At 73.2% G+C, this 20,690-nt stretch carries 27 protein-coding genes; 16 read left to right on the plus strand and 11 right to left on the minus strand.

The window, feature by feature from the left end:
- Positions 1-21 precede the first annotated feature (21 nt).
- Positions 22-960, plus strand: coding sequence for a DUF2332 domain-containing protein (locus ABD332_RS35965; protein WP_344507198.1), 939 nt, complete (start codon positions 22-24; stop codon positions 958-960).
- Here the strand turns inward: ABD332_RS35965 and ABD332_RS35970 are convergent.
- Positions 936-1,700, minus strand: coding sequence for a nucleotidyltransferase domain-containing protein (locus ABD332_RS35970; RefSeq protein ID WP_344507199.1), 765 nt, complete (start codon positions 1,698-1,700; stop codon positions 936-938). The two genes, ABD332_RS35965 and ABD332_RS35970, sit on opposite strands and share 25 nt — an antisense overlap.
- Positions 1,697-2,206, minus strand: coding sequence for a macro domain-containing protein (locus tag ABD332_RS35975; RefSeq protein ID WP_344507200.1), 510 nt, complete (start codon positions 2,204-2,206; stop codon positions 1,697-1,699). The genes ABD332_RS35970 and ABD332_RS35975 overlap by 4 nt, the downstream gene beginning before the upstream one ends.
- Before the next feature lie 134 nt (positions 2,207-2,340).
- Here ABD332_RS35975 and ABD332_RS35980 point away from each other — a divergent pair, with 134 nt between their 5' ends.
- Positions 2,341-2,868: an RICIN domain-containing protein gene (locus ABD332_RS35980; RefSeq protein WP_344507202.1), complete on the plus strand. Its 528-nt coding sequence runs from the start codon at positions 2,341-2,343 to the stop codon at positions 2,866-2,868.
- A gap of 27 nt (positions 2,869-2,895) precedes the next feature.
- Here ABD332_RS35980 and ABD332_RS35985 read toward each other — a convergent pair whose 3' ends face one another.
- Entirely contained in the window at positions 2,896-3,861 is a 966-nt protein-coding gene (locus ABD332_RS35985) for an alpha/beta hydrolase (protein WP_344507204.1), read from the minus strand.
- 70 nt (positions 3,862-3,931) lie between these two features.
- On the opposite strand from ABD332_RS35985, the gene ABD332_RS35990 reads away from it, so the two are divergent.
- On the plus strand, positions 3,932-4,483 hold the full coding sequence (locus ABD332_RS35990; protein WP_344507206.1) for a TetR/AcrR family transcriptional regulator: 552 nt from the start codon (positions 3,932-3,934) through the stop codon (positions 4,481-4,483).
- 34 nt (positions 4,484-4,517) lie between these two features.
- Here the strand turns inward: ABD332_RS35990 and ABD332_RS35995 are convergent, their stop codons facing one another.
- The 5 genes from ABD332_RS35995 to ABD332_RS36015 form a co-directional block, all read right to left on the minus strand.
- Complete coding sequence (locus ABD332_RS35995) at positions 4,518-5,714, minus strand: hypothetical protein (protein WP_344507208.1); 1,197 nt, start codon at positions 5,712-5,714, stop codon at positions 4,518-4,520.
- Complete coding sequence (locus tag ABD332_RS36000) at positions 5,711-6,271, minus strand: RNA polymerase sigma factor (RefSeq protein ID WP_344507209.1); 561 nt, start codon at positions 6,269-6,271, stop codon at positions 5,711-5,713. Before ABD332_RS36000 ends, ABD332_RS35995 begins: the two co-directional genes overlap by 4 nt.
- 134 nt (positions 6,272-6,405) lie before the next feature.
- Complete coding sequence (locus ABD332_RS36005; RefSeq protein ID WP_344507211.1) at positions 6,406-6,552, minus strand: hypothetical protein; 147 nt, start codon at positions 6,550-6,552, stop codon at positions 6,406-6,408.
- A 219-nt stretch (positions 6,553-6,771) separates the two neighbouring features.
- Positions 6,772-7,695 carry an RNA polymerase sigma-70 factor gene (locus ABD332_RS36010; protein WP_344507213.1) on the minus strand — a complete coding sequence of 308 codons (924 nt, stop codon included), beginning with the start codon at positions 7,693-7,695 and terminating at the stop codon, positions 6,772-6,774.
- The gene (locus ABD332_RS36015) at positions 7,692-8,606 is read right to left on the minus strand and encodes an NAD-dependent epimerase/dehydratase family protein (protein ID WP_344507215.1); all 915 of its coding nucleotides are present in this window, start codon (positions 8,604-8,606) and stop codon (positions 7,692-7,694) included. Before ABD332_RS36015 ends, ABD332_RS36010 begins: the two co-directional genes overlap by 4 nt.
- 170 nt (positions 8,607-8,776) lie before the next feature.
- On the opposite strand from ABD332_RS36015, the gene ABD332_RS36020 reads away from it, so the two are divergent.
- Positions 8,777-9,061: a hypothetical protein gene (locus ABD332_RS36020; RefSeq protein WP_344507217.1), complete on the plus strand. Its 285-nt coding sequence runs from the start codon at positions 8,777-8,779 to the stop codon at positions 9,059-9,061.
- A gap of 75 nt (positions 9,062-9,136) precedes the next feature.
- Positions 9,137-9,868 (plus strand): hypothetical protein, encoded by a 732-nt coding sequence (locus ABD332_RS36025; RefSeq protein WP_344507219.1) that lies wholly within the window; start codon positions 9,137-9,139, stop codon positions 9,866-9,868.
- 41 nt (positions 9,869-9,909) lie between these two features.
- On the opposite strand, the gene ABD332_RS36030 is transcribed toward ABD332_RS36025, so the two are convergent.
- Both ABD332_RS36030 and ABD332_RS36035 read right to left on the minus strand, forming a co-directional pair.
- Positions 9,910-10,461: a hypothetical protein gene (locus tag ABD332_RS36030; RefSeq protein WP_344507221.1), complete on the minus strand. Its 552-nt coding sequence runs from the start codon at positions 10,459-10,461 to the stop codon at positions 9,910-9,912.
- An 81-nt stretch (positions 10,462-10,542) separates the two neighbouring features.
- Positions 10,543-11,178, minus strand: a complete 636-nt coding sequence (locus ABD332_RS36035) for a class I SAM-dependent DNA methyltransferase (protein ID WP_344507223.1) — start codon at positions 11,176-11,178, stop codon at positions 10,543-10,545.
- 209 nt (positions 11,179-11,387) lie between these two features.
- On the opposite strand from ABD332_RS36035, the gene ABD332_RS36040 reads away from it, so the two are divergent.
- The 6 genes from ABD332_RS36040 to ABD332_RS36065 all read left to right on the plus strand — a co-directional run bounded on the left by ABD332_RS36040 (position 11,388) and on the right by ABD332_RS36065 (position 15,324).
- Complete coding sequence (locus tag ABD332_RS36040; protein WP_344507225.1) at positions 11,388-12,350, plus strand: aldo/keto reductase; 963 nt, start codon at positions 11,388-11,390, stop codon at positions 12,348-12,350.
- Positions 12,351-12,479: 129 nt separating this feature from the next.
- The gene (locus ABD332_RS36045) at positions 12,480-13,025 is read left to right on the plus strand and encodes a hypothetical protein (protein WP_344507227.1); all 546 of its coding nucleotides are present in this window, start codon (positions 12,480-12,482) and stop codon (positions 13,023-13,025) included.
- A 28-nt stretch (positions 13,026-13,053) separates the two neighbouring features.
- Complete coding sequence (locus tag ABD332_RS36050) at positions 13,054-13,653, plus strand: hypothetical protein (RefSeq protein WP_344507229.1); 600 nt, start codon at positions 13,054-13,056, stop codon at positions 13,651-13,653.
- Between the two features lie 60 nt (positions 13,654-13,713).
- Positions 13,714-14,340 carry a TOPRIM nucleotidyl transferase/hydrolase domain-containing protein gene (locus ABD332_RS36055; protein ID WP_344507231.1) on the plus strand — a complete coding sequence of 209 codons (627 nt, stop codon included), beginning with the start codon at positions 13,714-13,716 and terminating at the stop codon, positions 14,338-14,340.
- 19 nt (positions 14,341-14,359) lie between these two features.
- Positions 14,360-14,521, plus strand: coding sequence for a hypothetical protein (locus ABD332_RS36060; protein ID WP_344507233.1), 162 nt, complete (start codon positions 14,360-14,362; stop codon positions 14,519-14,521).
- 98 nt (positions 14,522-14,619) lie between these two features.
- The gene (locus ABD332_RS36065) at positions 14,620-15,324 is read left to right on the plus strand and encodes an aquaporin (protein WP_344507235.1); all 705 of its coding nucleotides are present in this window, start codon (positions 14,620-14,622) and stop codon (positions 15,322-15,324) included.
- 11 nt (positions 15,325-15,335) lie between these two features.
- On the opposite strand, the gene ABD332_RS36070 is transcribed toward ABD332_RS36065, so the two are convergent.
- Positions 15,336-15,836 (minus strand): MarR family winged helix-turn-helix transcriptional regulator, encoded by a 501-nt coding sequence (locus ABD332_RS36070; protein ID WP_344507237.1) that lies wholly within the window; start codon positions 15,834-15,836, stop codon positions 15,336-15,338.
- A 74-nt stretch (positions 15,837-15,910) separates the two neighbouring features.
- On the opposite strand from ABD332_RS36070, the gene ABD332_RS36075 reads away from it, so the two are divergent.
- From ABD332_RS36075 to ABD332_RS36095, 5 genes are read left to right on the plus strand one after another with little or no spacing between them, the layout of a single operon-like run.
- Entirely contained in the window at positions 15,911-17,161 is a 1,251-nt protein-coding gene (locus ABD332_RS36075; protein ID WP_344507239.1) for an MFS transporter, read from the plus strand.
- A gap of 45 nt (positions 17,162-17,206) precedes the next feature.
- Positions 17,207-17,728, plus strand: coding sequence for an RNA polymerase sigma factor (locus ABD332_RS36080; protein WP_344507241.1), 522 nt, complete (start codon positions 17,207-17,209; stop codon positions 17,726-17,728).
- Positions 17,725-18,414 (plus strand): hypothetical protein, encoded by a 690-nt coding sequence (locus ABD332_RS36085; RefSeq protein ID WP_344507243.1) that lies wholly within the window; start codon positions 17,725-17,727, stop codon positions 18,412-18,414. The genes ABD332_RS36080 and ABD332_RS36085 overlap by 4 nt, the downstream gene beginning before the upstream one ends.
- Complete coding sequence (locus tag ABD332_RS36090) at positions 18,411-19,187, plus strand: ATP-binding cassette domain-containing protein (protein ID WP_344507245.1); 777 nt, start codon at positions 18,411-18,413, stop codon at positions 19,185-19,187. The genes ABD332_RS36085 and ABD332_RS36090 overlap by 4 nt, the downstream gene beginning before the upstream one ends.
- Positions 19,184-20,584 (plus strand): hypothetical protein, encoded by a 1,401-nt coding sequence (locus ABD332_RS36095; protein WP_344507247.1) that lies wholly within the window; start codon positions 19,184-19,186, stop codon positions 20,582-20,584. The genes ABD332_RS36090 and ABD332_RS36095 overlap by 4 nt, the downstream gene beginning before the upstream one ends.
- The last annotated feature ends 106 nt before the right edge of the window (positions 20,585-20,690 follow it).

The following is a 20,690-nucleotide window of genomic DNA, read 5'->3' on the forward strand; positions in this document are numbered from 1 at the left end:
GAGTCGTGCGACGATCACGCGGTGAGCACTGCATCGAGGTTCACCGACTTCGCGGCGAGGGAAGCGCGGGGTGTTTCGCCGTTGTACGAGCGGCTGTGCCACGCCATCGCGCGGGACGCCGAGGTCGTGGCGCTGCTGGAGACGGTGCCGGAGCCGAAGCGGCAGCCGAACCTGCTGCTCGGCGTGGTGCGGCTGCTCGGCGGGCCGGTGGACGATCCGGGTGCGTTCCACGACTTCACGGTCGCGAACTGGGCCGCGGTGCAGACCGAGCTGCGGCGGCGGGCCACGCAGACGAACGAGGCGGGGCGGTGTGCGCTGCTGCTGCCGGTCCTCGCCGCACTGCCGCAGCCCCTGGCGCTGCTCGAGGTGGGGGCGTCCGCGGGTCTGGGGCTCTACCCGGACCGGTACCGCTACCGGTACAACGGCGGCGACGTCATCGGCGAGGACGGTCCGGTGCTCGACTGCACGCTCACCGGCACGGCACCGCCGCAGCGGCTGCCGGAGGTGGTGTGGCGGGCCGGCATCGACCTGAACCCGCTCGACGTCACGGACCCGGCCGACGTCGCCTGGCTGGAGGCGCTGATCTGGCCGGAGCACCAGCACCGCCGCGACCGGTTGCGCGCCGCGGCCGCCGTCGCCGCCGCCGACCCGCCCGTCCTGCGCCGCGGTGACCTCGTCGACGACCTGCCGGGCCTGGCGGCGCAGGCGCCCGGCGGCGCGACCGTCGTCGTCTTCCACACCTCGGTGCTCTACCAGGTGCCGTCGGCCCGCCGGTTGGCGTTCGCGGATGTGGTACGGCGGCTGACCGGCCACTGGATCGCCGTGGAGGGCGCGGACGTCCTGCCGTACGGGCGGATCCCGGACGAACCGGACGACACGCTGCACAATGTGCTGGCCCTCGACGGGCGACCCCTCGCGTGGACCAGGGCGCACGGTCAGGCGATGACCTGGTTCGGCTGAAGCCGGGTCCGCACCACCAGGTCGTGCAGCGCGTCGACGGCCGCCGGGTCCGGGCGGTCCGGCAGGTGTGAGGCGTCGCGGGCGGCCTCCAACTCGGCGCGCAGGCGCGGGACGTCCGCGGCCAGGTGCGCGGCGGCACCGTCGGGCAGCGGCCCGTGCTCGGCCTCGCGCTTCGCGGCGATCAGGTCCGGCACGTAGGGCAGATCAGCGCCGAGCACGCCCAGGTCCGCCTCGACCTCGCCGGCGCGCATGAGGTGGATGCCGGTCAGCAGCACCCGCAGCGTGTACAGCGCGGGCTTGAGCTCGCCGGTCCTCGCGTGCAGCCGCTCCTGGGTGGCGGCGAAGCCGAGGTAGTGGTGCGCGTGGTGCCGGGTGACCAGCCCCGGCGCGAGCGCCTTGAGCGCGGCGTGCACCGGGGTCGTCACGACCACCAGCGGCGACAGCAGCTGCTCCAGGACGTAGCCGTTGCGGCCGGTGAGCATCTTCGCGAACTTCAGCAGGTCGTGGCTGACGACGTCCAGCTCCACGCCGTCGCGGACCCCGGCGTGCTGCAGGGTCTGCGGCCCGGTCCGCAGCCCGACGACCTCCTCCGCGGCGAGCAGGTGCGCGCCGCGCAGGTCGAGGTCGGAGTCGACGGACGCGAACCCGTACAGGTGCGCGCCGCTGACGGTCGCGAACACCAGCGGCCGCTCCAGCCCGCGGGCGACCTCCCCCGCCCACGCGGGCACCTCGAGCGTCACGACGGCTCCCGGGCGAGGGCGGCGGTCAGGAGGTCCATGGCCTCCTCGTCGAACGCGACCAGGCGCACGCGCTCGACCGACGTGCGGGTGGTGCGCAGCGTGTCGACCGCGATCCTGGCCGCGGCGGCCGGCGGGAACCCGTAGACGCCGGTGGCGATGGCGGGGAAGGCGAGACTGCGGACGCCGAGCTCGTCGGCGACCGCCAGGCAGCGGCGGTAGCAGGAGGCGAGGATGGCGGGCTCGTCGTACGCGCCGCCGTCCCAGACCGGTCCGACGGTGTGGATGACGTACCGCACGGGCGGGTCGAGCGCGAACGCCGGCGTGGCCTTCGCGTCGCCCGGGTCGCACGGGGCGATCGCCGCGCCCGCCTCGGCCAGCCGCGGCCCGGCTGCCTGGTGCACGGCCCAGTCGACGCCGCCACCGCCGAGCAGCGACTCGTTGGCCGCGGTCACGATCGCGTCCACCTGTTCGTCGACGATGTCCCCGAGCACCACCTCGATCTCCATCACCGCATGATGCCATTCCGTCGGGCCGGGCAAGGGCCGGCGGAAGGATTGCCGAAGGTTCGGCGAAGGTCGGCGGCCGACAGTGGCCGTCATGACCCGCCACCGCAGGCGGGCATGACGGAAGGAAGTCAGTGATGACGATCGTCAGCAAGAGCATGCGACTGCTGTTCGCCGTGACCCTCGCCGCCGGTGGCGTGGTGGCGGTGTCGGCGCCGGCGCGTGCGGCCGACGGGGAGTGGGAACGCCTCAGCAGCTTCGCCACCGACAAGGTGGCCGCCGTGCCGGCGCCGTACACCACGAACGACCTGCAGGTCGTGACGGCGGAGTACGGGAACATGGCCTACAACGGGCAGTGGAAGTTCACGCCGCTCGGCAACGACCGGTACACCATCCAGAACCGGTACAGCAACCAGTGCCTCGACACGCTGGGTGGCCTCGGGTCGACGGCCGGGACGCCGGTGGTGCAGAACCCGTGCGACCAGACGACGAGCCAGAAGTGGGTCCTGATCCGCGACAACGGGCTGCAGATCTGGCGCATCACCAACGACCTCTCCGGCCTGGCGCTCGCGGTCGAGACCGGGGCGGACGCGGACGGTGTCGGGTTCGTCCTGGCCAACAACGCGCGCAACAACACCAAGCAGATGTTCCAGAAGTGGGCGTGAGGTGAGGTTCGGCTTCCTCCACGGCGGTCAGGTCAGGCGGCCGTGGAGGAAGCCGGTGATCTCGGCGCGGGCGGCCCTGGCGTGCGGGACGACGCCCGGCATGCTGAGGAATGCGTGCGGGGCCCCGGCGTGCTCGGTGAGCTGCGCCGGGGTGCCCTGTTCGCGGAGGCGGCGGGTGTACGCGCGGCCCTGGTCCGCCACGGGATCCAGCGTCGGCACGACCACGAGCGCCGGGGGCAGGCCGGCGAGGCTTCCGGCGTACAGCGGCGACACAGCCCTGGCGTCGGTGCCTTCGGGCACGGCGAGCCGGCGGAACAGCTGCAGCTGCGGCACGGTCAGCGTGGGGCTGTCGGCGTGCTCGGTCATCGACGGGTAGTCCAGGGCGGTCTCGGTGAGGTCGACGCACGGGTTGACCAGGACCTGCGCCCGCAGGGCGAGGCCGGCGTCGCGGGCGCGGATCGCGGCGAGGGCGGCCACGAGCCCGCCGGCGCTCTCGCCGAAGACGGCGGCGCGGGCGGGGTCGACGCCGAGCGCGGCCGGGTGGTCCAGGACGTGGCGCAGCGCGTCCCACCCGTCGTCGACGGCGGCCTCGAACGGGACCCCGGCGGCGGCGAGGCGGTGCTCGACCGACACGACGACCGCGGGCAGCCGCGCCGCGAGGTGGCTGTTGATCCAGTCGCTCTGGACAGCGGTGCCGACGAACCCGCCGCCGTGCACGTGGAGCACGAGCGGCAGCGCGTCCCCGGCGTCCGCGGCGTCGTCGTTCGCCGGCCGGTACACGCGGATCCGCAGCGACCTGCCGGGCAGCGGCAGCTCGTGCCAGTGGATCGTCACGCCGCGGGCGGGGAAGCCGGTGACGACCCGGATCAGCGGCGTGGACCGGCGCCGGTTCTCCGCGGTCCGGAAGGCGTCCAGGTCCTCGGCCGGCATCGCCAGCCAGTCCGGCTCCTTGCGCAGCGTCTGCAACACCCGGATGCCCAGCGGTGCTCTCATGGCACGCCCTCTCAATTACGCTACTTGAAGTATCGATACTAGGAGTAGCACAACTGGGTATGGTTTGGCCATGCCCGCTTCCACCAGACCGCCCGGCCGCCCCCGCACCGGCGTCGACGCCGCCGTCTTCGCCGCGACCCTGCGCACGGTCCACGAGCTGGGCTACGCGCACGCGACCGTCGACCGGATCGCCGCCGCGGCGGGCATCGCGAAGACCACTGTCTACCGCCGGTGGCCGTCCAAGGGCGCGCTGATCACCGCCTGCCTCGTCGACGCGTTCGGCCCGGTGCCCCTGACCGGCGCCGACCGGTCCGCCGTCCTCGCCAACGCCATCCGCTGGATCGCCGCGAAGATCGGTGAACCGGGCGTCGGCGCCGCCTTCGCGGGCGTGTTCACCGACGCCGTCAACGACCCCGCGCTGCGGCAGGTCCTGTCCACCCAGCTGCAGGACCCGTACCGGCTGGTGCTCCAGGACGCCCTCGACGAGCCGGAGCACCGCGTCCTGTTCTTCATCGACGTCGTCGTCGGCACCCTGCTGCACCGCATGGGCATGACCGGCGAGCCGATGACCACCACCGACGTCGACGCCCTGGTCGACATGGTCCTGCGCGCCCTGGGCTGACGGCGGGATCGGTCAGTGATCGGTGCGGGGCAGGTCAGCGGCTGGTGCCGACGACCGTGCCGAACCTGACCACGTAGACACCGACGGCCGCAGTCGCCTGCGAGACGAGCGGATCCGCAACGGCCTCCCGTATCGCCTCCGGCCAGCGGGTCGCACCTCCGGTCGCCGTGGCGTCGGACCAGCGCACGCCGTCCAGGTCTTCCAGGGTCGGCTGCCACTGCATCGCCCGCAGGTCGGCGCCGCGGAAGTCGGACAGCGCCGCACCGAGCTCGTCCAGCGCCTGTATCAGGCTGTCGACGTGGCCGGTGCATTGCCGCCACGCAGTGACGCCCATGCCTCCGGAGCGGTCCGCCAACCGGAGGTTGAGCTCGCCGAGCTCATCCGCCGCCTGCCGCAGCACGTCACCGGCTTCGGCCACGGCACCACGGTCGACCTCGTCCTCCGAGGCGACCGGCGTGCCGTGGGAGAACAACCGCTCCGCCAGGCGGGCGACGGAAGGCGTGATGACGTTGAAGCCGCCACCGCCGGACCCGACGACGATGGCGCCGGCGAGGTGTGCTTCATCGCCGGGTGTGGACTCCGCCTCCGCCGGAGCATCCAGGTGAGGCAGGAACGTCGGGTCCACGCCCACGTCGAGCAGGTCAGACGTCATGGTCACCTTGAGGCTGGCCGCCTCATCGCCCGTGGTCAACGCAGTCCCGAGCGCCCGGGACGCTTTCGCGGCGAGCTCCCGCTGGCGGACGAGCACGCCTGCCAGGTCCGCGTCGGAGTCACCGTCCTCGAGGTCGAGCGGCACGTCGGCGAGGTGGTCCCGCACGTCGCGCAGCTCGCGCACCGCCCGGTCGAGGGCGTGGTGAAGGCCGAGGGCGCGGGTGGAGAGCCGGCACGGATCAGGTGCGGCGTAGACGTCCGCGAGGGCTGCCGCGGGCGCCCGACCGTGCTCCGGTCGCAGGATGGCGGTGAGGCCGCGCGAGGCGTCCAGGGTGCCGGACAGGTCGTCGACCAGGCTCGCGTGACCGCCCTCGACGCCGAGGATCGCGGTCAGCCCGTGCTGGACGTCCAGACCGCTCGCGAGGTGTCCGACGAGGCGATCGTGCGCGCCCCGGTCGTCCTCATGGCCGGCGGCGGGTGCCACCGTCGTCACGATCGAGCCGAGACCCGCGCCCAGGCGCAGGGTGTGGGCCAGGTCCGCCAGCAATGCCGCGTGCAGACGACTGTCGGGCGTGTTCACGGGGTCACCTCGCCGCGCGGGTACCGCTCCCGCAACACCGCCCTGGCGTCGCGCAGCGCGGACCGGACGGCTTCGGGGGTCTTCCCCAACTGGGCCGCGATCTCCGTCGGCAGGTATCCGTCATACGTCCAGGCGAGGACCTCACGCTGCCCGGGCGGCAACGTGCCGATCACCGCCAGAAACGTGTGCCGGTGCTCGATGTCGGCCGCCTCGTCGCGCGACAGCAGCGAGCCGGGCTCGGGCAGCGAGTCCAGCGGCACCTCGTGCCGGTGCCGGTCGTTGTGCCGCCACCAATGGCGGGTGGCGACCGTCCGGACCCAGGCCCTGGGCGCCTCGATGGTGTCCCATTGACGGTACGCATCGGTCATCGCCAGCTGTGCCAGGTCGGCCGCGAGGTCCGGCCGGGCGCCCTGCACGACCAGGAACCCGACCAGCTTCGGCAGGTCAGCGGTGTAGAACAGGGTGAACTCCAGGTTCTTCGCCGCGACGTCGACCACCGGGCGGGCAGCGACAGGCGCGATGTCCGTCGTCCCGGTGTCGGTGCCGTCATCGTGCATCGCTGCTCCTGATCACGTGCCACGGGTGCCACGCCACCGTGGCGACGCCGCTCAACATAGCGCCGTCTCAGGTCGTGCCGGCCCGACGACCGGAGGGTCGCCGGCGATGCACCCCGACGCGGTCGTCCATCCGGTCATCCGGCCAGCATCCGATGCAGGGCCGGGACGGTGGCGCCGGCGGCGCCGACGCCGGCCAGGAGGGCGGCCGGCCAGCTACCCGTCTCACGCACGGTGAGACCACCGACGGCCAGCGCTGCCACCACCGCCGCAAGCAGGATCACCGCCCATCGGATCGGTAAGGGAGCCGGAGATGACGACGGTGCCATGGCGGTGACCTTTCCTCAGGGGAAGACCGGGGAGCCGCCGATCACCATCCAGCGCGCTCGCAGGGTAGTCCCCGGCAACCCCGTCAGCGTGCGAGTGATCCAGCTCACACAACCCGGTCAGCGGCTCCCAACGCTCGTCGGGAGCCGCCTTCGCCGCCTGTACGTCAGCGGGGGTCAGTCCCCTGTCGTCCGGGCCCGTTTCACCTCGCGGGCGAGGGCCCAGCCGTCCGCGACCGGGCCCAGGTGAGCGAGCTTGTCGGGGTTGACCACCGAGCGGATCGTCTGGATCCGGCCGTCGAGCACGTCCAGCGACACCGTGCCGGCGACGTTGCCGTTCCCGTCGCGGAAGACGGCGCCGGGCTGGCCGTTGATCTCGCACTGCTCGACGCCCAGGTCGGCGCGGAACACCGCCGGGAAGTACGCGGCGAGCAGGCGCGCCACCTTGTCGGCACCGAAGATCGTGTTGGCCAGGGCGGGTGCCTTGCCGCCGCCGTCGCCGACCATCTGCACGTCGGCGGAGAGCAGCTCGCGCAGCGCGTCGACGTCGCCGTCGTGGAGGGCGTCGAAGAACCGGGCGGCGAGCTCGTCGCGTTCGCGGCGGTCGGCCTCGAACCGGGGGCGTCCGACGTCCATGTGGCGGCGGGCCCGCACGGTGAGCTGCCGGCACGCCGCCTCGGACCGGCCGACGGCGGCGGCGACCTCACCGAAGCCGAACCCGAACACCTCCCGCAGCACGAACACCGCCCGCTCGAGCGGCGTCAGGCGCTCCAGCAGCAGCAACGCCGCCATCGACACGGAGTCGGCGAGCTCGGCGGCGCGTTCCGGGTCGTCGTACGGGTCGGCGAGCAGCGGCTCGGGGAACCACTCCCCCACGTACGCCTCCCGCCGCACCCTCGCGGAGCGCAGCACGTCGATCGAGATCCGCGTGACCACCGCCGACAGGAACGCCTTCGCCGACGCGGGCCGGGTGCCCGTCTGCTCGTAGCGCAGCCAGGTCTCCTGGACCGCGTCCTCAGCCTCGGCGACGCTGCCGAGGATCCGGTACGCGATCGAGAACAGCAGCGGCCGCAGCTCCTCGAACTCCTCGACCTTCGTCATGCCACCGCCTCCTTGAAGCCCTGCCGCCATGACGGGTACCGCAGCTTCCAGCCGAGCTCCCGCTTCGCCTTCGTGTTGGAGAAGCCACGGCCTTCGACGAGCGCGCCGACGGCCATGTCCCCGGCGACGAGCTTCGCCAGCCACACCGGCACCCGCCGCGGCGGCTTGGCCCCGACGCACTCCGCCAGGTACGGCAACCACACCGCGACCGGGGCCGGCTCGTCGTCGACGATGTTGAAGATCCCGTGCGCCCGCCGCTCGACGGCGAGGACGGTGGCGGCCGCGGCGTCGTCGACGTGCACCCACGAGAAGTGGCCGGTGCCGCGCCCGACGATCGGCACGAGCCGCTTGCGGACCAGGTTGACCTGGTCGTCGTGGGAGCCGGCGCCGTAGAAGCCGCCGTAGCGCAGGATCGCGCCGCCGGCCGCGACGACCGCCGACTCCAGGTGGTTGATCGCCTTGGTCCCCTCCACGACCACGAGCGGGTCGTCCTCGGTCTTCACCCAGCCGCCGTCGCGCCCGCCGTTCATGCTCGCGTGCCCCTGCGCCACGATGTGCGCGCCGCCGACGGCCTCGGCCGCGGCGAGCAGGTGGTCGATACCTTCGCTGCGCAGCCGGTTGGTGAGGGCGAAGAACCGGTCGGGTCGCCGCGGGTTGGGCTTGCCGGAGTGCCCGGGCGACAGCGCGGTCATCTGGTGCACGATCGCGTCCGGCGCGGCCGCGGCCACCGCCTCGCCGACGGCCGCCGCGTCGAGCCCGTCCATCACGACCCCCTTCGCGCCGAGCCCTTCCAGCAGCCCGATCTTCGCCGCGGTCGTGGTCGTCGCCGTCACCTGGTGCCCGCGCGCCACCAGCAGCGGCACCAGCCGCCGCCCCATGACCCCGGTCCCGCCTGCCACGAACACTCGCATGACACCGTCCTCCTCGTCCCGCATTCCTCTGTACTCCCCTCTGGGACGAGACAGCCCGCCGCCCTGTGACACCGCCGCCGCCCGACGTTCATGCAACCGTGATCCCGGCACGGGAAGCGGAGGGCGGCGGCGGACAGAACATTGGTGATGGATGACGACGACCGACTGTTGTGGGACCGGGCGCGGGCCGCACCTGGTCGACGCTGTCCACGGCGTTGCAGAGCTTCGAGTACCGCCGCACCCACCCCGACGCCCTGCACAGCGTCGTCATCCAGCCCGACCGCATCCCACCCGGCGCGGTCCTCGTCATCGGCACGATCGAGGCCAAACTCGACGGCGAGCGGCGGATCGTCGTGTACCCGGAGCTCTTCACCGACCCGGCACCGACCTGCTACGAGACCGACCTCAACGCCGACAAGCTCCTCCGCATCGAACAGCAGCTCCGCCCGTCATGACCGCGGCGCCGCTTCGGCCTTCAGCCGCGGCGTACGGGGTTCCGGCGCGGACGTGCGGCAGGCAAGATGTCAGCCGTGACAGAGGATGATCCACTCGCCGACCTGGTCCTGGAGCACTGGAGCGCGAGCACCCTCCCGGTGGGGTCGCGCACGAGCCCGGGGACGGCGTTCTTCTACAACGAGCTGGTGGCGTCCACGCCCGACGGTGAGCAGGTCCGGGAATGGTGGCTGACCGCCGACCGGTTGACGCGTACCAGGTTCGGCGAGGTGCGGTTGCGGCCCGAACTGGTCGAGCCCACCGGTGCGGCGTCGGACGAACTGATCGGGCCCGACTTCGAGCAGATGTGGGCGCGGCGCTCCGGTGTGGCGGTGACACGCACGTCGTTCCTCCACGAGCACGCGGCGAGGAAGGGCTGGTCCTGGGCGACCACGCAGATCACCGACGGCGCCGCCGCCAAGGCCGAGCACGTCCGCGCCGTCGATGCGCAGCCGCGCGGGGCGTACGCCCTGGGCCACGTCACCCGGGAGCTGGGCGAGCCCGGCGAGGCGCGACCGCTGGCGATCGCCACCTCCACGATCGCCCGGGACCCTGACGGCGTCGTGCGCTGGCGGGGCACGCTGCCCGCCGGATTCGCGGGCGGTCCCGTCTTCACCGCAGACCAGCGAGGCGCCCGCGAGTTCGTGCTGCGCTGCCTGGGCCTGCTCGCATCAGCCGACCGGAACCCGACCGTGCTCACGTTCGACACGATCCACGCACTCATCAAGAACCTCGTGCAGCCGAAGCGCACCTTCTTCCGCCGCCGCTGAGCGATCCTGCTGCGGTGGGTTCGATCCGGCCGGCCGGTTGTCTACGAGGGACGCCTGCCTCGCCTGGCGGCCAGCACCGCCAAGCCTGCCGTGATGGCGATCAACGACCCGGCGATGACGGCCGATGATGGCCAGTCGTCGACCTCGCCGGCCTCGTGCGGATCGATCCGCCCACTGGGATCGACCAGCACGTCGACCTGGTCGCCGGGCTGCCAGTACGGTCCGGTCGCGGTCAGGCGGCCGGGGATCGGCCGGCCAGCCGTGTCGACGAGCTGATACCGCCACTCGTGGCTGGTGCCTGACCTGCTGTGCACCGTGACGTCAGTGCTCGTCGCAACCACCGCTGTCGTCGGACGCCCCCGCACGGAGAGCACCATCGTCGGGACGAACGTGAACAGCACGGCCGACGCCAGAAAGCCGGCGACCACGGCGGCCACGACCAGCATCGGGGCGGCCCATCGCCCGGCCAGGACGACGATCGGCACGACGATGCCGATGGTCCCGAACAGAAACACCGCTTCCGCACGCGCGGCGGTCAGGCCGACGATGCCGGCGAGCGCGGCGACGCCGAACATGAGGACCAGCGGCCCCATCAACAAGCTGACGCGAACTGCGAGAATCCGACCACCCTCCGCCGCGCCCACGAGGATCAGCGTAGATCATCGCCGGCGCCGTCAGGCGTGTGCGATGAGCATGCCGCCGGTAACGGTGTCGGTCAGGTGGTGCAGCAGCTCGACGTCGGTGCGGAGGCCCGCCTCGGTCAGCCAGCCGGCGACCCGCTCGATCGGGCGGCGGTGGACGTGCACCTTCATCGGGTGGCCGCCGTAGCCTTCGGTCTTCAGCACCGTGGTGTCGCCGACGTAGAAGCCGACCAGCACCACCCCGCCGTCCCGCAGCACCCGCCGGAACTCGCCGAACGCCTGCCGGACCGCGTCGTCAGGCACGTGGATGATCGAGAACCAGGCGAGGATGCCCTGTACCGACCCGTCGGCGAGGTCCAGGCCCGTCATCGAGCCCACGTCGAACCTGACCCCAGGATGGTCCTGCCGCGCGACCTCGACCATGCCCGGGGACAGGTCCACACCCGACGCGTCGAGGCCCAGTGTTCGCAGGTTGGCGGTGACTCGGCCGGTACCGCAGCCGACATCGACGACGGGCCCGCCTCCGGCGCTCAGCACCAGCTCCGCGAACATCGCCAGCACGTGCCGCACCACCGGCTGCCCGTCCAACGCGTCCTTCAGCATCTCCCCGTAGCTGACCGCGACCGTGTCGTACGACGCCCGCGTGTCCGTCACCCAGTCCGGCTCCACGCCGCCCGACGCTACCGCACCGCTGGTCCGTCAGCCGCGGAACGGGGGCAGGCCCAGGGCGGTGAGGAAGTCGTCCACCTTGTCCTCGACGAACGGGGAGCGGTCCTCGTCCTCGTCGGCGTCCTGGGGGTCGTCGGTGGCGAAGCCCACGGCGGCATGATCACACGTGGCTTGACCTGGAGCGCGCTCCAGGTGTCAGGGTCGGCGGTATGGACGATGTGACGCAGGTGCCGCTGGTGCTCGGGGCGATGATGTTCGGGACGACGATCGACGAGCGGACGTCGTTCGCGCTGCTCGACCGGTTCGTCGAGCGGGGTGGGGTGTGGGTCGACACGGCGGACTGCTACGCGTTCTGGGCCAGTGAGAGCGGGCACGGCGGGGACAGCGAGCGGGTCATCGGGCGGTGGTTGAAGGCGCGGCCCGGCACGACGGTACGGATCGCGACGAAGCTCGGCGCCGAGCCGGTCGAGCCCGGGTCGTGGCCGCAGCGGCGGGCGGGGCTGTCGCCGGGCGCGGTGCGCAAGGCGTTCGACGGGAGCCTGGAGCGGCTCGGCGTGGAGCGGGTCGACCTGCTGTGGCTGCACCAGGAGGACCGGTCGGTGCGCATCGAGGACACCGTCGACGCGCTGCAGGGCCTGGCCGCGGACCGGTTCGGGGTCTCCAACCACCCGGCGTGGCTGGTGGAGCGCGGTCGCGCGCACGCACAAGCGACCGGCGCGAAGCCGTTCGACGCGCTGCAGCTCAACGCGACCTACCTGCGGCCTCGGCCCGGCACACTGCCGCCGGGGGTCGTGCACCGTTTCGGGGTGCTCAGCGACGAGCAGGCGGACTACGCCAAGGAGCACGGCATGGACGTGTGGGCGTACACGCCGCTGCTGTCCGGTGCGTATGACAACCCGATGAAGCCGATTCCCGACGTGTACGACCACCCGGGCAACACCGCTAGGATCGCCGCCCTGGACGCGGTGGCCGCCGAGACCGGGGCCGCGCGCGGTCAGGTGGTGCTGGCGTGGCTGCTCAGCCACGGGCTCCGGCCGATGCTGGGCGGCAGCAAGGTCGACCAGCTCGACGCGGCGCTCGACGGCGTCGCGCTCACGCTCAGCGCCGACCAGCTGGCCCGTCTCGATGCCGCCGACCAGTTCGACTGGGCCGACCCGTACGCCGGCCAGTGAACGCCGGCCAGTGAACGCTACAGCCGGTCGAAGGTCAGGTCGAAGTCCTTGCGCCAGGTGACGCCGCCGTCCTCGGAGGCGTCCCAGTGCCCGGCGACGCGGTCGGGGGTGACGGTCTACAGTGTCGCCGTGTCAGAGTCAGTCTGCGTGACGGCGGCGGTCAGGATCGAGCATTCCCGGCTGCGGGCGTACCTGAACGCGCCGGTCGAGCCGGCGTCGGCCTGGTCGCCGGCGGAGTGGGCAGGCGTCACCGGCGGGCAGGAGGACCGGGACGAGCTGCCCGCCGCGATCGCCGAGTGCGACTCGTGGCTCGACGGCGACCATGCCGACGTGCTGCTCGACCTCGTCCAGGACGGTTTGCTGCTGCGGTACGACGAAGCCACCGCCGCGCTCGTCGTCGAGTTCGAGTCGCGGGCCGACTTCCGGCTGCCGACGCTGCTGTGGGCGTGCACGGTGCTGCGCGGGATGGCGGCGTGCATGGCGGACGGCGACCGCGGCGTCGTCACGGTGACGACCGACTGGCGCGACGACAGCGTCATGATGGAGCTGACGCCGGGCGGTTCACGCTTCCTGGCGCCCGGCGCGAGGGCCGAGGCCCGCAGCTGGGAGATCGACGTGCAGGCGGAGGCCGAGGACGCCGACCCGGATGAGATCATCAACCGCCTGATCGACTGAGGGTTACCCTCCAGTAGGCTCACCGGCCATGCGACGCAGCGCCCTCCTCGGCTGGATCCCGCCGGCCATCATCACCGTGGCGATCGCCGTCTATGCGGGCGGCGTCATGACGGGCCGCTGGGACCCGAACCCCACCCGCGCCGACGCCGACGTGGTGCCGAAGGTCGACTCGACCGACCCGGAGATGCGCAAGTCGCAGGAGCTGTGCCCGTTCGTCGACCACCGCGAGTTCCTCGACATCCTTGAGCCGGGGGCGAAGGTCAAGGGCATCGGCACCACGTACGACCCGGGCGGCGACTCCCACCAGTGCACCGTGTCGCTGCAATACGCGTCGCTGCGGCTGAACGTGGCGCACGACCGGCTGCGGGTCGCGGACTACCAGGGGCTGTTCGAGCAGGCGCAGCCGCGGACCGTGCTGGGCCGCCCGGCGCTCTGGCTCCTCGACCCCGTCCCGATCGTGAACATCCCGCTGAAGAGCGCGTCGCTGCTGGTCGCCTGGGACCCCACCGACCACGGCGGCACCGCCTCGATCGCGATCATCCGCGAGTCGCACGACCCGGGCGACGAGGCCCGCGCCACCCAGATCGCCGAGCGCATCCTGCCGACCCTGCCGGGCTGGCCGGGCTGACCGGCGGCCGCCGGAAAATTCGGTGGCGCGGACCGCGGTCGCGGGCGTTGCATCGAGCAGGTGGACGACGCGGAGCTGAGCGGCCCGGAGGCCGGCGTAGTGGCGACCGCCCGGGCGATGGCGAAGGTCGAGGGCGCCGCGGCGATCCTGCTGGTGGAGGGCCTCAGCGACCAGATCGCCCTCGAGGCCCTGGCCAGGCGCCGGGGCCGGGACCTTGACGCCGAGCGGGTCGTGGTGCTGCCGGCCGGCGGCGCGCACGCGGTCCCGAGGTTCCTGGCGAGGTTCGGTCCGCAGGGTGTACGCCTGGCGGGCCTGTGCGACGCCGGCGAGGAGCACGTCTTCCGGCGCGGCCTCGCCCGGGCAGGGATCGGCACCCCGGCGACGCGTGCGGAGATGGCGGCGCTGGGGTTCCACGTGTGCGTCGCCGATCTGGAGGACGAGCTGATCCGCGCGATCGGCGTACCGGCGATCGAGGGCCTCCTGGACGAGCACGGCGACCTCGGCCCGTTCCGCACCATGCAGCACCAGCCGGTCTGGCGCGACCGCCCACCCGAGGCGCAGCTGCGCCGCTTCTTCGCCAGCGGCTCCCGCCGCAAGCTGCGCTACGCCGGCCTGCTCGTCGAGACGGTCGACCTCGACCGCGTCCCCCACCCCCTCGACGCCGTCCTCACCAACACCCACCCGTGACGGGGTGGCGTCCGTCCCGATGTCGAAGATCCTGATAACCGGCATGTCAGGAACGGGCAAGTCGTCGGCGCGCAGCGAACTCGCCCGCCATGGTTCCCGCGTCGTGGACACCGACGATCCTGGCTGGCGCGAGCACCGCGGGGAGTGGCTCTGGGTACTTCGTGAGCGCCGGCTGGCCTAACTGAGGCCGGCGGGGGCAGGAGGTCAGCACGCTCCGGCTGCCCGCCGGTCTGGGTCGCGGCACCGGAGCGAGACCCGTCTGTGCCGAGGAGGGCAGTCATGCACAAGCACGCCGCCTACATCACGGAGATCATCGGGACGTTCTTCCTGGTGTTCACGGTCGGCACGAGTGTGTTGACCGGGACGCCGCTCGCTCCGCTGGCCATCGGCGCGGTGCTCATGGTCATGGTCTATGCCGGTGGGCATGTCTCCGGTGGGCACTACAACCCGTCGGTGACCACCGGTGTCCTCGTCCGGCGCAAGCTGGCGCTGCCCGACGCGATCGCCTACTGGGTCGCGCAGGCCGTCGCGGCGGTGGTCGGTGCCGTCGTGACCCGGTGGGTGGTGAATCCGCGCAACGTCGCTTCACTGCAGCTGTCCGGCCGGGAACTGTTCACGGCGCTGCTGGTCGAAGTGCTGTTCACCTTCGCGCTGGTGTACGTCATGCTCAACGTGGCCACGAGCAAGACGAACCCGAACAACTCCTTCTACGGCCTGGCGATCGGCTTCACCGTCGCCGCGGGCGCCATCGCCGTCGGTCGGATCTCCGGTGCCGCGTTCAACCCGGCGGTCACCGTCGGTGTCTGGCTGATGGGCCTGCTCACGTGGTACACGGCCGCGCTCTACATCGGCTTCCAGCTGCTCGCCGGTGCCGTGGCCGGCGCCGTGTTCCTCGCCCTGAACCCCGACGAGCTGCCGGCCAGGCCCGTGCCCGAGGAGGAGCTCACGACGGCCCCGGTGGCCGATCGGCAGGCCGGACCGTAGGCGCAGAGGCACTACTGGGTCTCCGTCGCGGTGGTGAGCTTCTTCAGCAGGCGGTTGAGGGTGGCGAGCTCGCGCTCGGAGAGGGCGCCGAGGAGCTCCTCCTCGGCGCGGCCGCGGAGCATCATCGCGCGGCGCCAGATGGCGACGCCGGCGGTGGTGGCCTCGATGTCGACGCCGCGGCGGTCGGTGGGGCTGGGGGTCCGCTTGATGTAGCCGGCCTTCTCCAGGGTGTCGAGGCGGCCGGTCATGCCGGCCGGGGAGACGCCCAGGTCGTCGGCGAGCGCGCGCGGTGAGGCGTGGCCGGGAGTGTCGCGGACCATCAGGTGGTGCAGCGTCTCGTACTCGAACTGCTGCAGCCCCACCTCCGCCGCGGCGGTCTGGATGGTGTCGCGGAAGTGGCGGGAGATGCGGGCCAGGCGCACGGTGGCGGCCTCGATCGCGTCGTCGAACGGGATGTCGATCCAGTGGTCGCGCCAGCGGGCGACGTGACGGTCGGCGAAGTCCTGCCCCATCCCGGCATCGTAGCATTCGTTCGCTGGCGAATAGTTCGTTGACAAATAATTCGTCAGCGAAATACCGTCGGGACATGCTGGACGTCCTCGACAGGCAGGCGAAGAACCCGACGAGACCGTGGGACTCGGTGCCCTTCCGGTGGCTGCTCACCGGGCGGACGCTGATCGGGCTCGGGTCGGCGATCACCCCCGTGGCGATGGCCCTGGCGGTGCTGCACCTGGGCGGGTCGGCGACCGAGCTGGGCCTGGTCGTGGCGGCGTACGCGCTGGTCGACGTGGTCACCACCCTGTTCGCCGGGGTCCTCGGCGACCGGTTCTCCCGCGCGCTGCTCATGCGGGTCGCCGCCACGCTCTCGTGCCTGTCGCAGGCCGCCGTCGCGGTGAGCCTGGCGACCGGTGCGGCGACCGTGCCGATGCTCGCCGTCATGAGCGCCCTCAACGGCGGCCTCGCCGCGGTCGCCGGCCCGAGCTCCCGCGCCGTCGTCCCGCAGACCGTGCCGGCCGCGGCGCTGCCGACCGCCGTGTCGGTGCTGCGCCTGTCGCAGAACACGGCGATGATCCTCGGCTTCAGCCTCGCCGGCCTGCTCGTCGGGCTGTTCGGGCCGGGCTGGGCGATCGCCGTGGACGCGGCGACGTTCGCCGCCGGCGCGGCCTGCTTCACCGCCATGCGGGTGACGGGGCAGGACAAGGCCGAGGCCCGCTCGATGCTCGACGACCTGGCCGGCGGCGCCCGTGAGGTCCTCCGGCACACGTGGCTGTGGACGCTGCTGGTCCAGGCGCTGATCTACCACCTGGTCTACGGCGGCGTGCAGGGCGTCCTCGGGCCGGTCCTGATGACCCACCGGTTCGGCGACGCCGCCTGGGGCTGGGCCCTCGCCGCGCTGATGGCCGGCTTCATGGTCGGCGGGGTCGTCACCCTGCGGTACCGGCCGCGCCGCATGCTGCTCGCCGGCACCGCGTTCCTCGCGCTGACCGCCTGCTTCCCCCTCGCCATGGCGCTGCCGGTGCCGCTGCCGGTGGTGATGGCGGGCGCGTTCCTGCACGGGCTCGGCCTGGAGGTGTTCAGCGTCAACTGGGACCTGGCCATCCAGCAGCAGGTCGCACCCGACAAGCTCGCCAGGGTGTTCGCCTTCGACCAGGTCGGCTCGTTCGTGATGCGCCCGCTCGGCCTGGCGCTCACCGGACCCGTCGCGGCGGCGGCCGGCGAGCGCACCTGGCTGCTGGTCGCGGCGACCGTCATGGCCGCCACCGTGCTTCTGTCGCTGGCGCCGTCGTCGGTACGACACCTGCGACGGCAACCGGAAGAACGGCGAACGGAAAACTGAGAGCATCGGCGAACCTGACGCCGCCGACACGCAACAGAGTAGGTGATGGAAGACGATGCGCTGATCGCCGCGATGGCCGGCGGCGACGACACCGCGCTGCGGGTGCTGTTCTCACGGCACGCGCCGTGGCTGGCCGCCCGGCTGCGCGCGGCGCTGCCCGCCGCCGACGTCGAGGACGTGCTGCAGGAGACGTTCCTCGGCGCGTGGCGGGGCGCCGGGAGCTACCGGCGGGAGGGCGCGGGCGGCTGGCTGTGGGGCATCGCCCGGCGGCAGGCCGCCCTGTGGCTGCGCCGGCGCGGCCGCCCGGAGACGGTCCTCGCCACGGTCGAGGAGCAACCCGACCCCATCGACGCGGCGCTGTCCAGGGTCGAGCTGGCCGGGGCCGTCGAGACCCTCGGACCTGAGGGCAGCCCGCAGCGCGAGACGTGGCGGCTGATGTACGAGGAGGACCGCACCGTGGCCGAGGTGGCCGACCTGATGGGTGTCCCGGCGGGCACCGTGAAGAGCCGCGCGCACCAGATCCGCCGGCTGCTGCGGGCCGCGCTGCAGGGCGGAGGTGCACAGTGACTGAGCCTGACGACGTCGACCTGGGTCGCGTCTGGGTCGGCGTGGCCGCGCAGGTGTGGCGGCGACGGCCGGGCCCCGTGGAGCGGCTCGCCGGGCGGCTGCTGCGCTCGGCGGGGCTGGCGCGGGCCCTCGTCACCACGCCGTCGCTGCTGCTCGGCTGGGTGATCGCCACGGTCGTCGTGCTCGCCGCCGGGGTCCTGGCGACGCGCGGGACCGGGACGCCGTACGTCGCCCTGTGCGCACCCGCGGTCGCCGCCGCCGGCATCGCCTACGCGTACGGGCCGGGCATCGATCCCGCGTGGGAGCTGTCGTGCAGCATGGCGGTCAGCGACCGGCTCGTGCTGCTGGTCCGGGCCCTCGCCGTCTTCGGGCTCAACGCGCTGCTCGGCCTCGGCGCGTCGGTCGCGTCCGGCACTGCCACGGCGGTCACGTTCGGCTGGCTGGTCCCGATGACCGCGGTGTGCGCCCTCGCCCTCGCCGCCGCGACGCTCGCCCGCTCGGCGAACGCCGGCGTGGCGGCGGGCGTCGCCGGCTGGGTCATCACCGTCCTGTCGGGGCGGGTCGCCGCCGGACGGATGACGGCCGCAATCACCGAGGCCGCGCTGGTCGTCCCGTACCTGACGGTCGCCGCCTGCTGCGCGGCCGTCGCGCTCTTCGCCACCCGGATCACGAGAGAGGCGTCATGAACGTCGAGATCACGGACCTGACCCGGCGGCTGGGCCGCACCCAGGCGGTGGCCGGGGTGACGCTGGCCGCCGGCCCCGGCGTCGTCGGGCTGCTCGGCCCGAACGGGGCCGGCAAGACCTCGCTGCTGCGGATGCTCGCCACGGTACTGCCGCCGTCGTCGGGCCGGATCCGGTTGCTCGGCCTGGACCCCGGCGACCACCGGGAGCGCCGACGGATCCGGCGGCGGCTCGGCTACCTGCCCCAGCACCTCGGCTACTACCCGGGGTTCACGGTCGTGGAGTTCGTCGAGTACTTCGCGCTGCTGAAGGAGATGCCGGCCGCCGCCGTGCCGCGCGCGGTGGCCGCCGCCGTCGAACGGGTCGGCCTGGGCGGGCAGGCCCGCGCGAAGCTGCGGACGCTCTCCGGCGGGATGCTGCGCCGGGTCGGCATCGCGCAGGCGATCGTCAACGAGCCCGACCTGATCCTGCTCGACGAGCCCACCGCGGGCCTCGACCCGGAGCAGCGGGTCTCGTTCCGGGCGCTGCTGCGCGACCTCGGCGGGACCGGCACCGTCATCGTGAGCACGCACCTGGTCGAGGACGTCGGCGCCGCCTGCACCGACGTGGCGCTGCTGCGGCAGGGGAAGCTGGTCTTCCGGGGCACCCCCGGCGAGCTGACCGCGCGGGGCGAGGGCACCGACGCCGCCGGCGACGCCCCGCTCGAACGCGGCTACAGCGCCGTCCTCGCCTCTGCCGTGCAGGCGGGCACCGACCCGGCGCAGGCGCGGCCGTGACGGCCCGGCTGCTGCGGCTGGAGCTGCGCCGCAACGCGATGGTGTGGATGCTGCCGCTGCTCGGCCTGCTGTTCTGGCTCGTCGCGTTCCGGCGCGGCATCGCGTACCCGCCGCTGTGGAACATCCGCGCGACGAGCATGCAGACCGCCGCCGTGTCGGTGTTCGCGCCGAGCGTCGTCGGGGTCGCCGCGTGGATCGGGTCGCGGGAGGGCCGCCACGGCATGACCGGCCTGCTGACCTCCACCGCCCGGCCGCGGTGGGCCCGGCAGGTCGTCGCCTGGGCCGCCACCACCTGCTGGGCGCTGCTGGCCTACCTGGTGTGTGTCGGCGTCCTGTACGGCGTGACCGCCGCGCAGGGCGCGTGGGGCGGGCCGCTGTGGTGGCCCGCGATCGTCGGCGCCGCGAGCCTGCCGGCGTTCGCCGCGGCCGGGTTCGCCGCCGGGGCGCTGCGCCCGAGCCGGCTCACCGCACCCGTCGCCGCCGTCGGCGTGTTCCTCGCGCTGCAGCTCACCGTCCAGCTCATCCACGGCGACCGCTCGCACTGGCAGATCTCGCCGCTGGTCGCGAACCCCTGGAACCTCGGCGCCGACCAGGGGGTGGCGACGTTCTACCGGTACCTGCCCGACCTGCCGATCGCCCAGCTGCTGTTCCTCGCCGGGTGCACCGCGGCGCTGCTCGGCGTCGTGGGCCTGCCGGCCGGGTCCGGCGGGCCGTGGCTGCGCCGGTCCGCCGCCGCCGTCACCGCGGCCGGGCTGCTCGCCGCCGGGTCCGCCGCCGCCCTGGCCGGCACCGCGCGGATCGACCCGCACGGGATGGTCGCCATCCCCGTCCTGCACCGCGCCGCCGACGACCGGCCGGTGCCCTACACCCCGATCTGCGAGGGCACGCCGGTCCCGGTGTGCCTGCATCCGGCGTACGCGGTGTACCTGCCGGCCGCGGTGGAGGCGCTCGCACCGGTGCTCGACGCGGTGGCGGGGCTGCCCGGCGCGCCGGTCCGCGTCACCCAGGCCGCCACGACCTACCGGTCCGGGCCCGGCGGGATCGGCGTGGCGCGGGCCGGCGAGGCGTGGAGCCGGACCCCGACGGAGTACCGGCTGCTGCTGCCGAGCCAGCTGCCGGGGCGGACGCTGACCCTGGAGCAGGTCGCCGCGGCGGTACGGGCGGACGCCGGCCACGACATCGTCGCCTCGGTCATCGGCGCGGCCCGCGACGCCACCCCGGCGCAGGACGCGGTCGTCGCCGCCCTGCTCGGCACCCCGGCGTCGGTGACCGACCCGGACGCGGCCGCGGCGGCCCAGCGGCTCGCCGCGCTGCCGCCCGATGCGCGACGGGCCTGGCTCGCCGAGCATCTGGACGCGCTGCGCGCCGGCACCCTCACCGTGGAGCAGCTGCCTTGACAGTCCTCCCCGCCCTAAAGGGCGGGGATTCCCTGGGTCACCCCAGGGGGTTCCTGCTTCACCGGCGACTGCCTCGTCCGAGAGGACTCTCGTTGAGGTCTTACAC

The sequence above is a fragment of the Dactylosporangium maewongense genome (assembly GCF_039531485.1).
Lineage (GTDB): Bacteria > Actinomycetota > Actinomycetes > Mycobacteriales > Micromonosporaceae > Dactylosporangium > Dactylosporangium maewongense.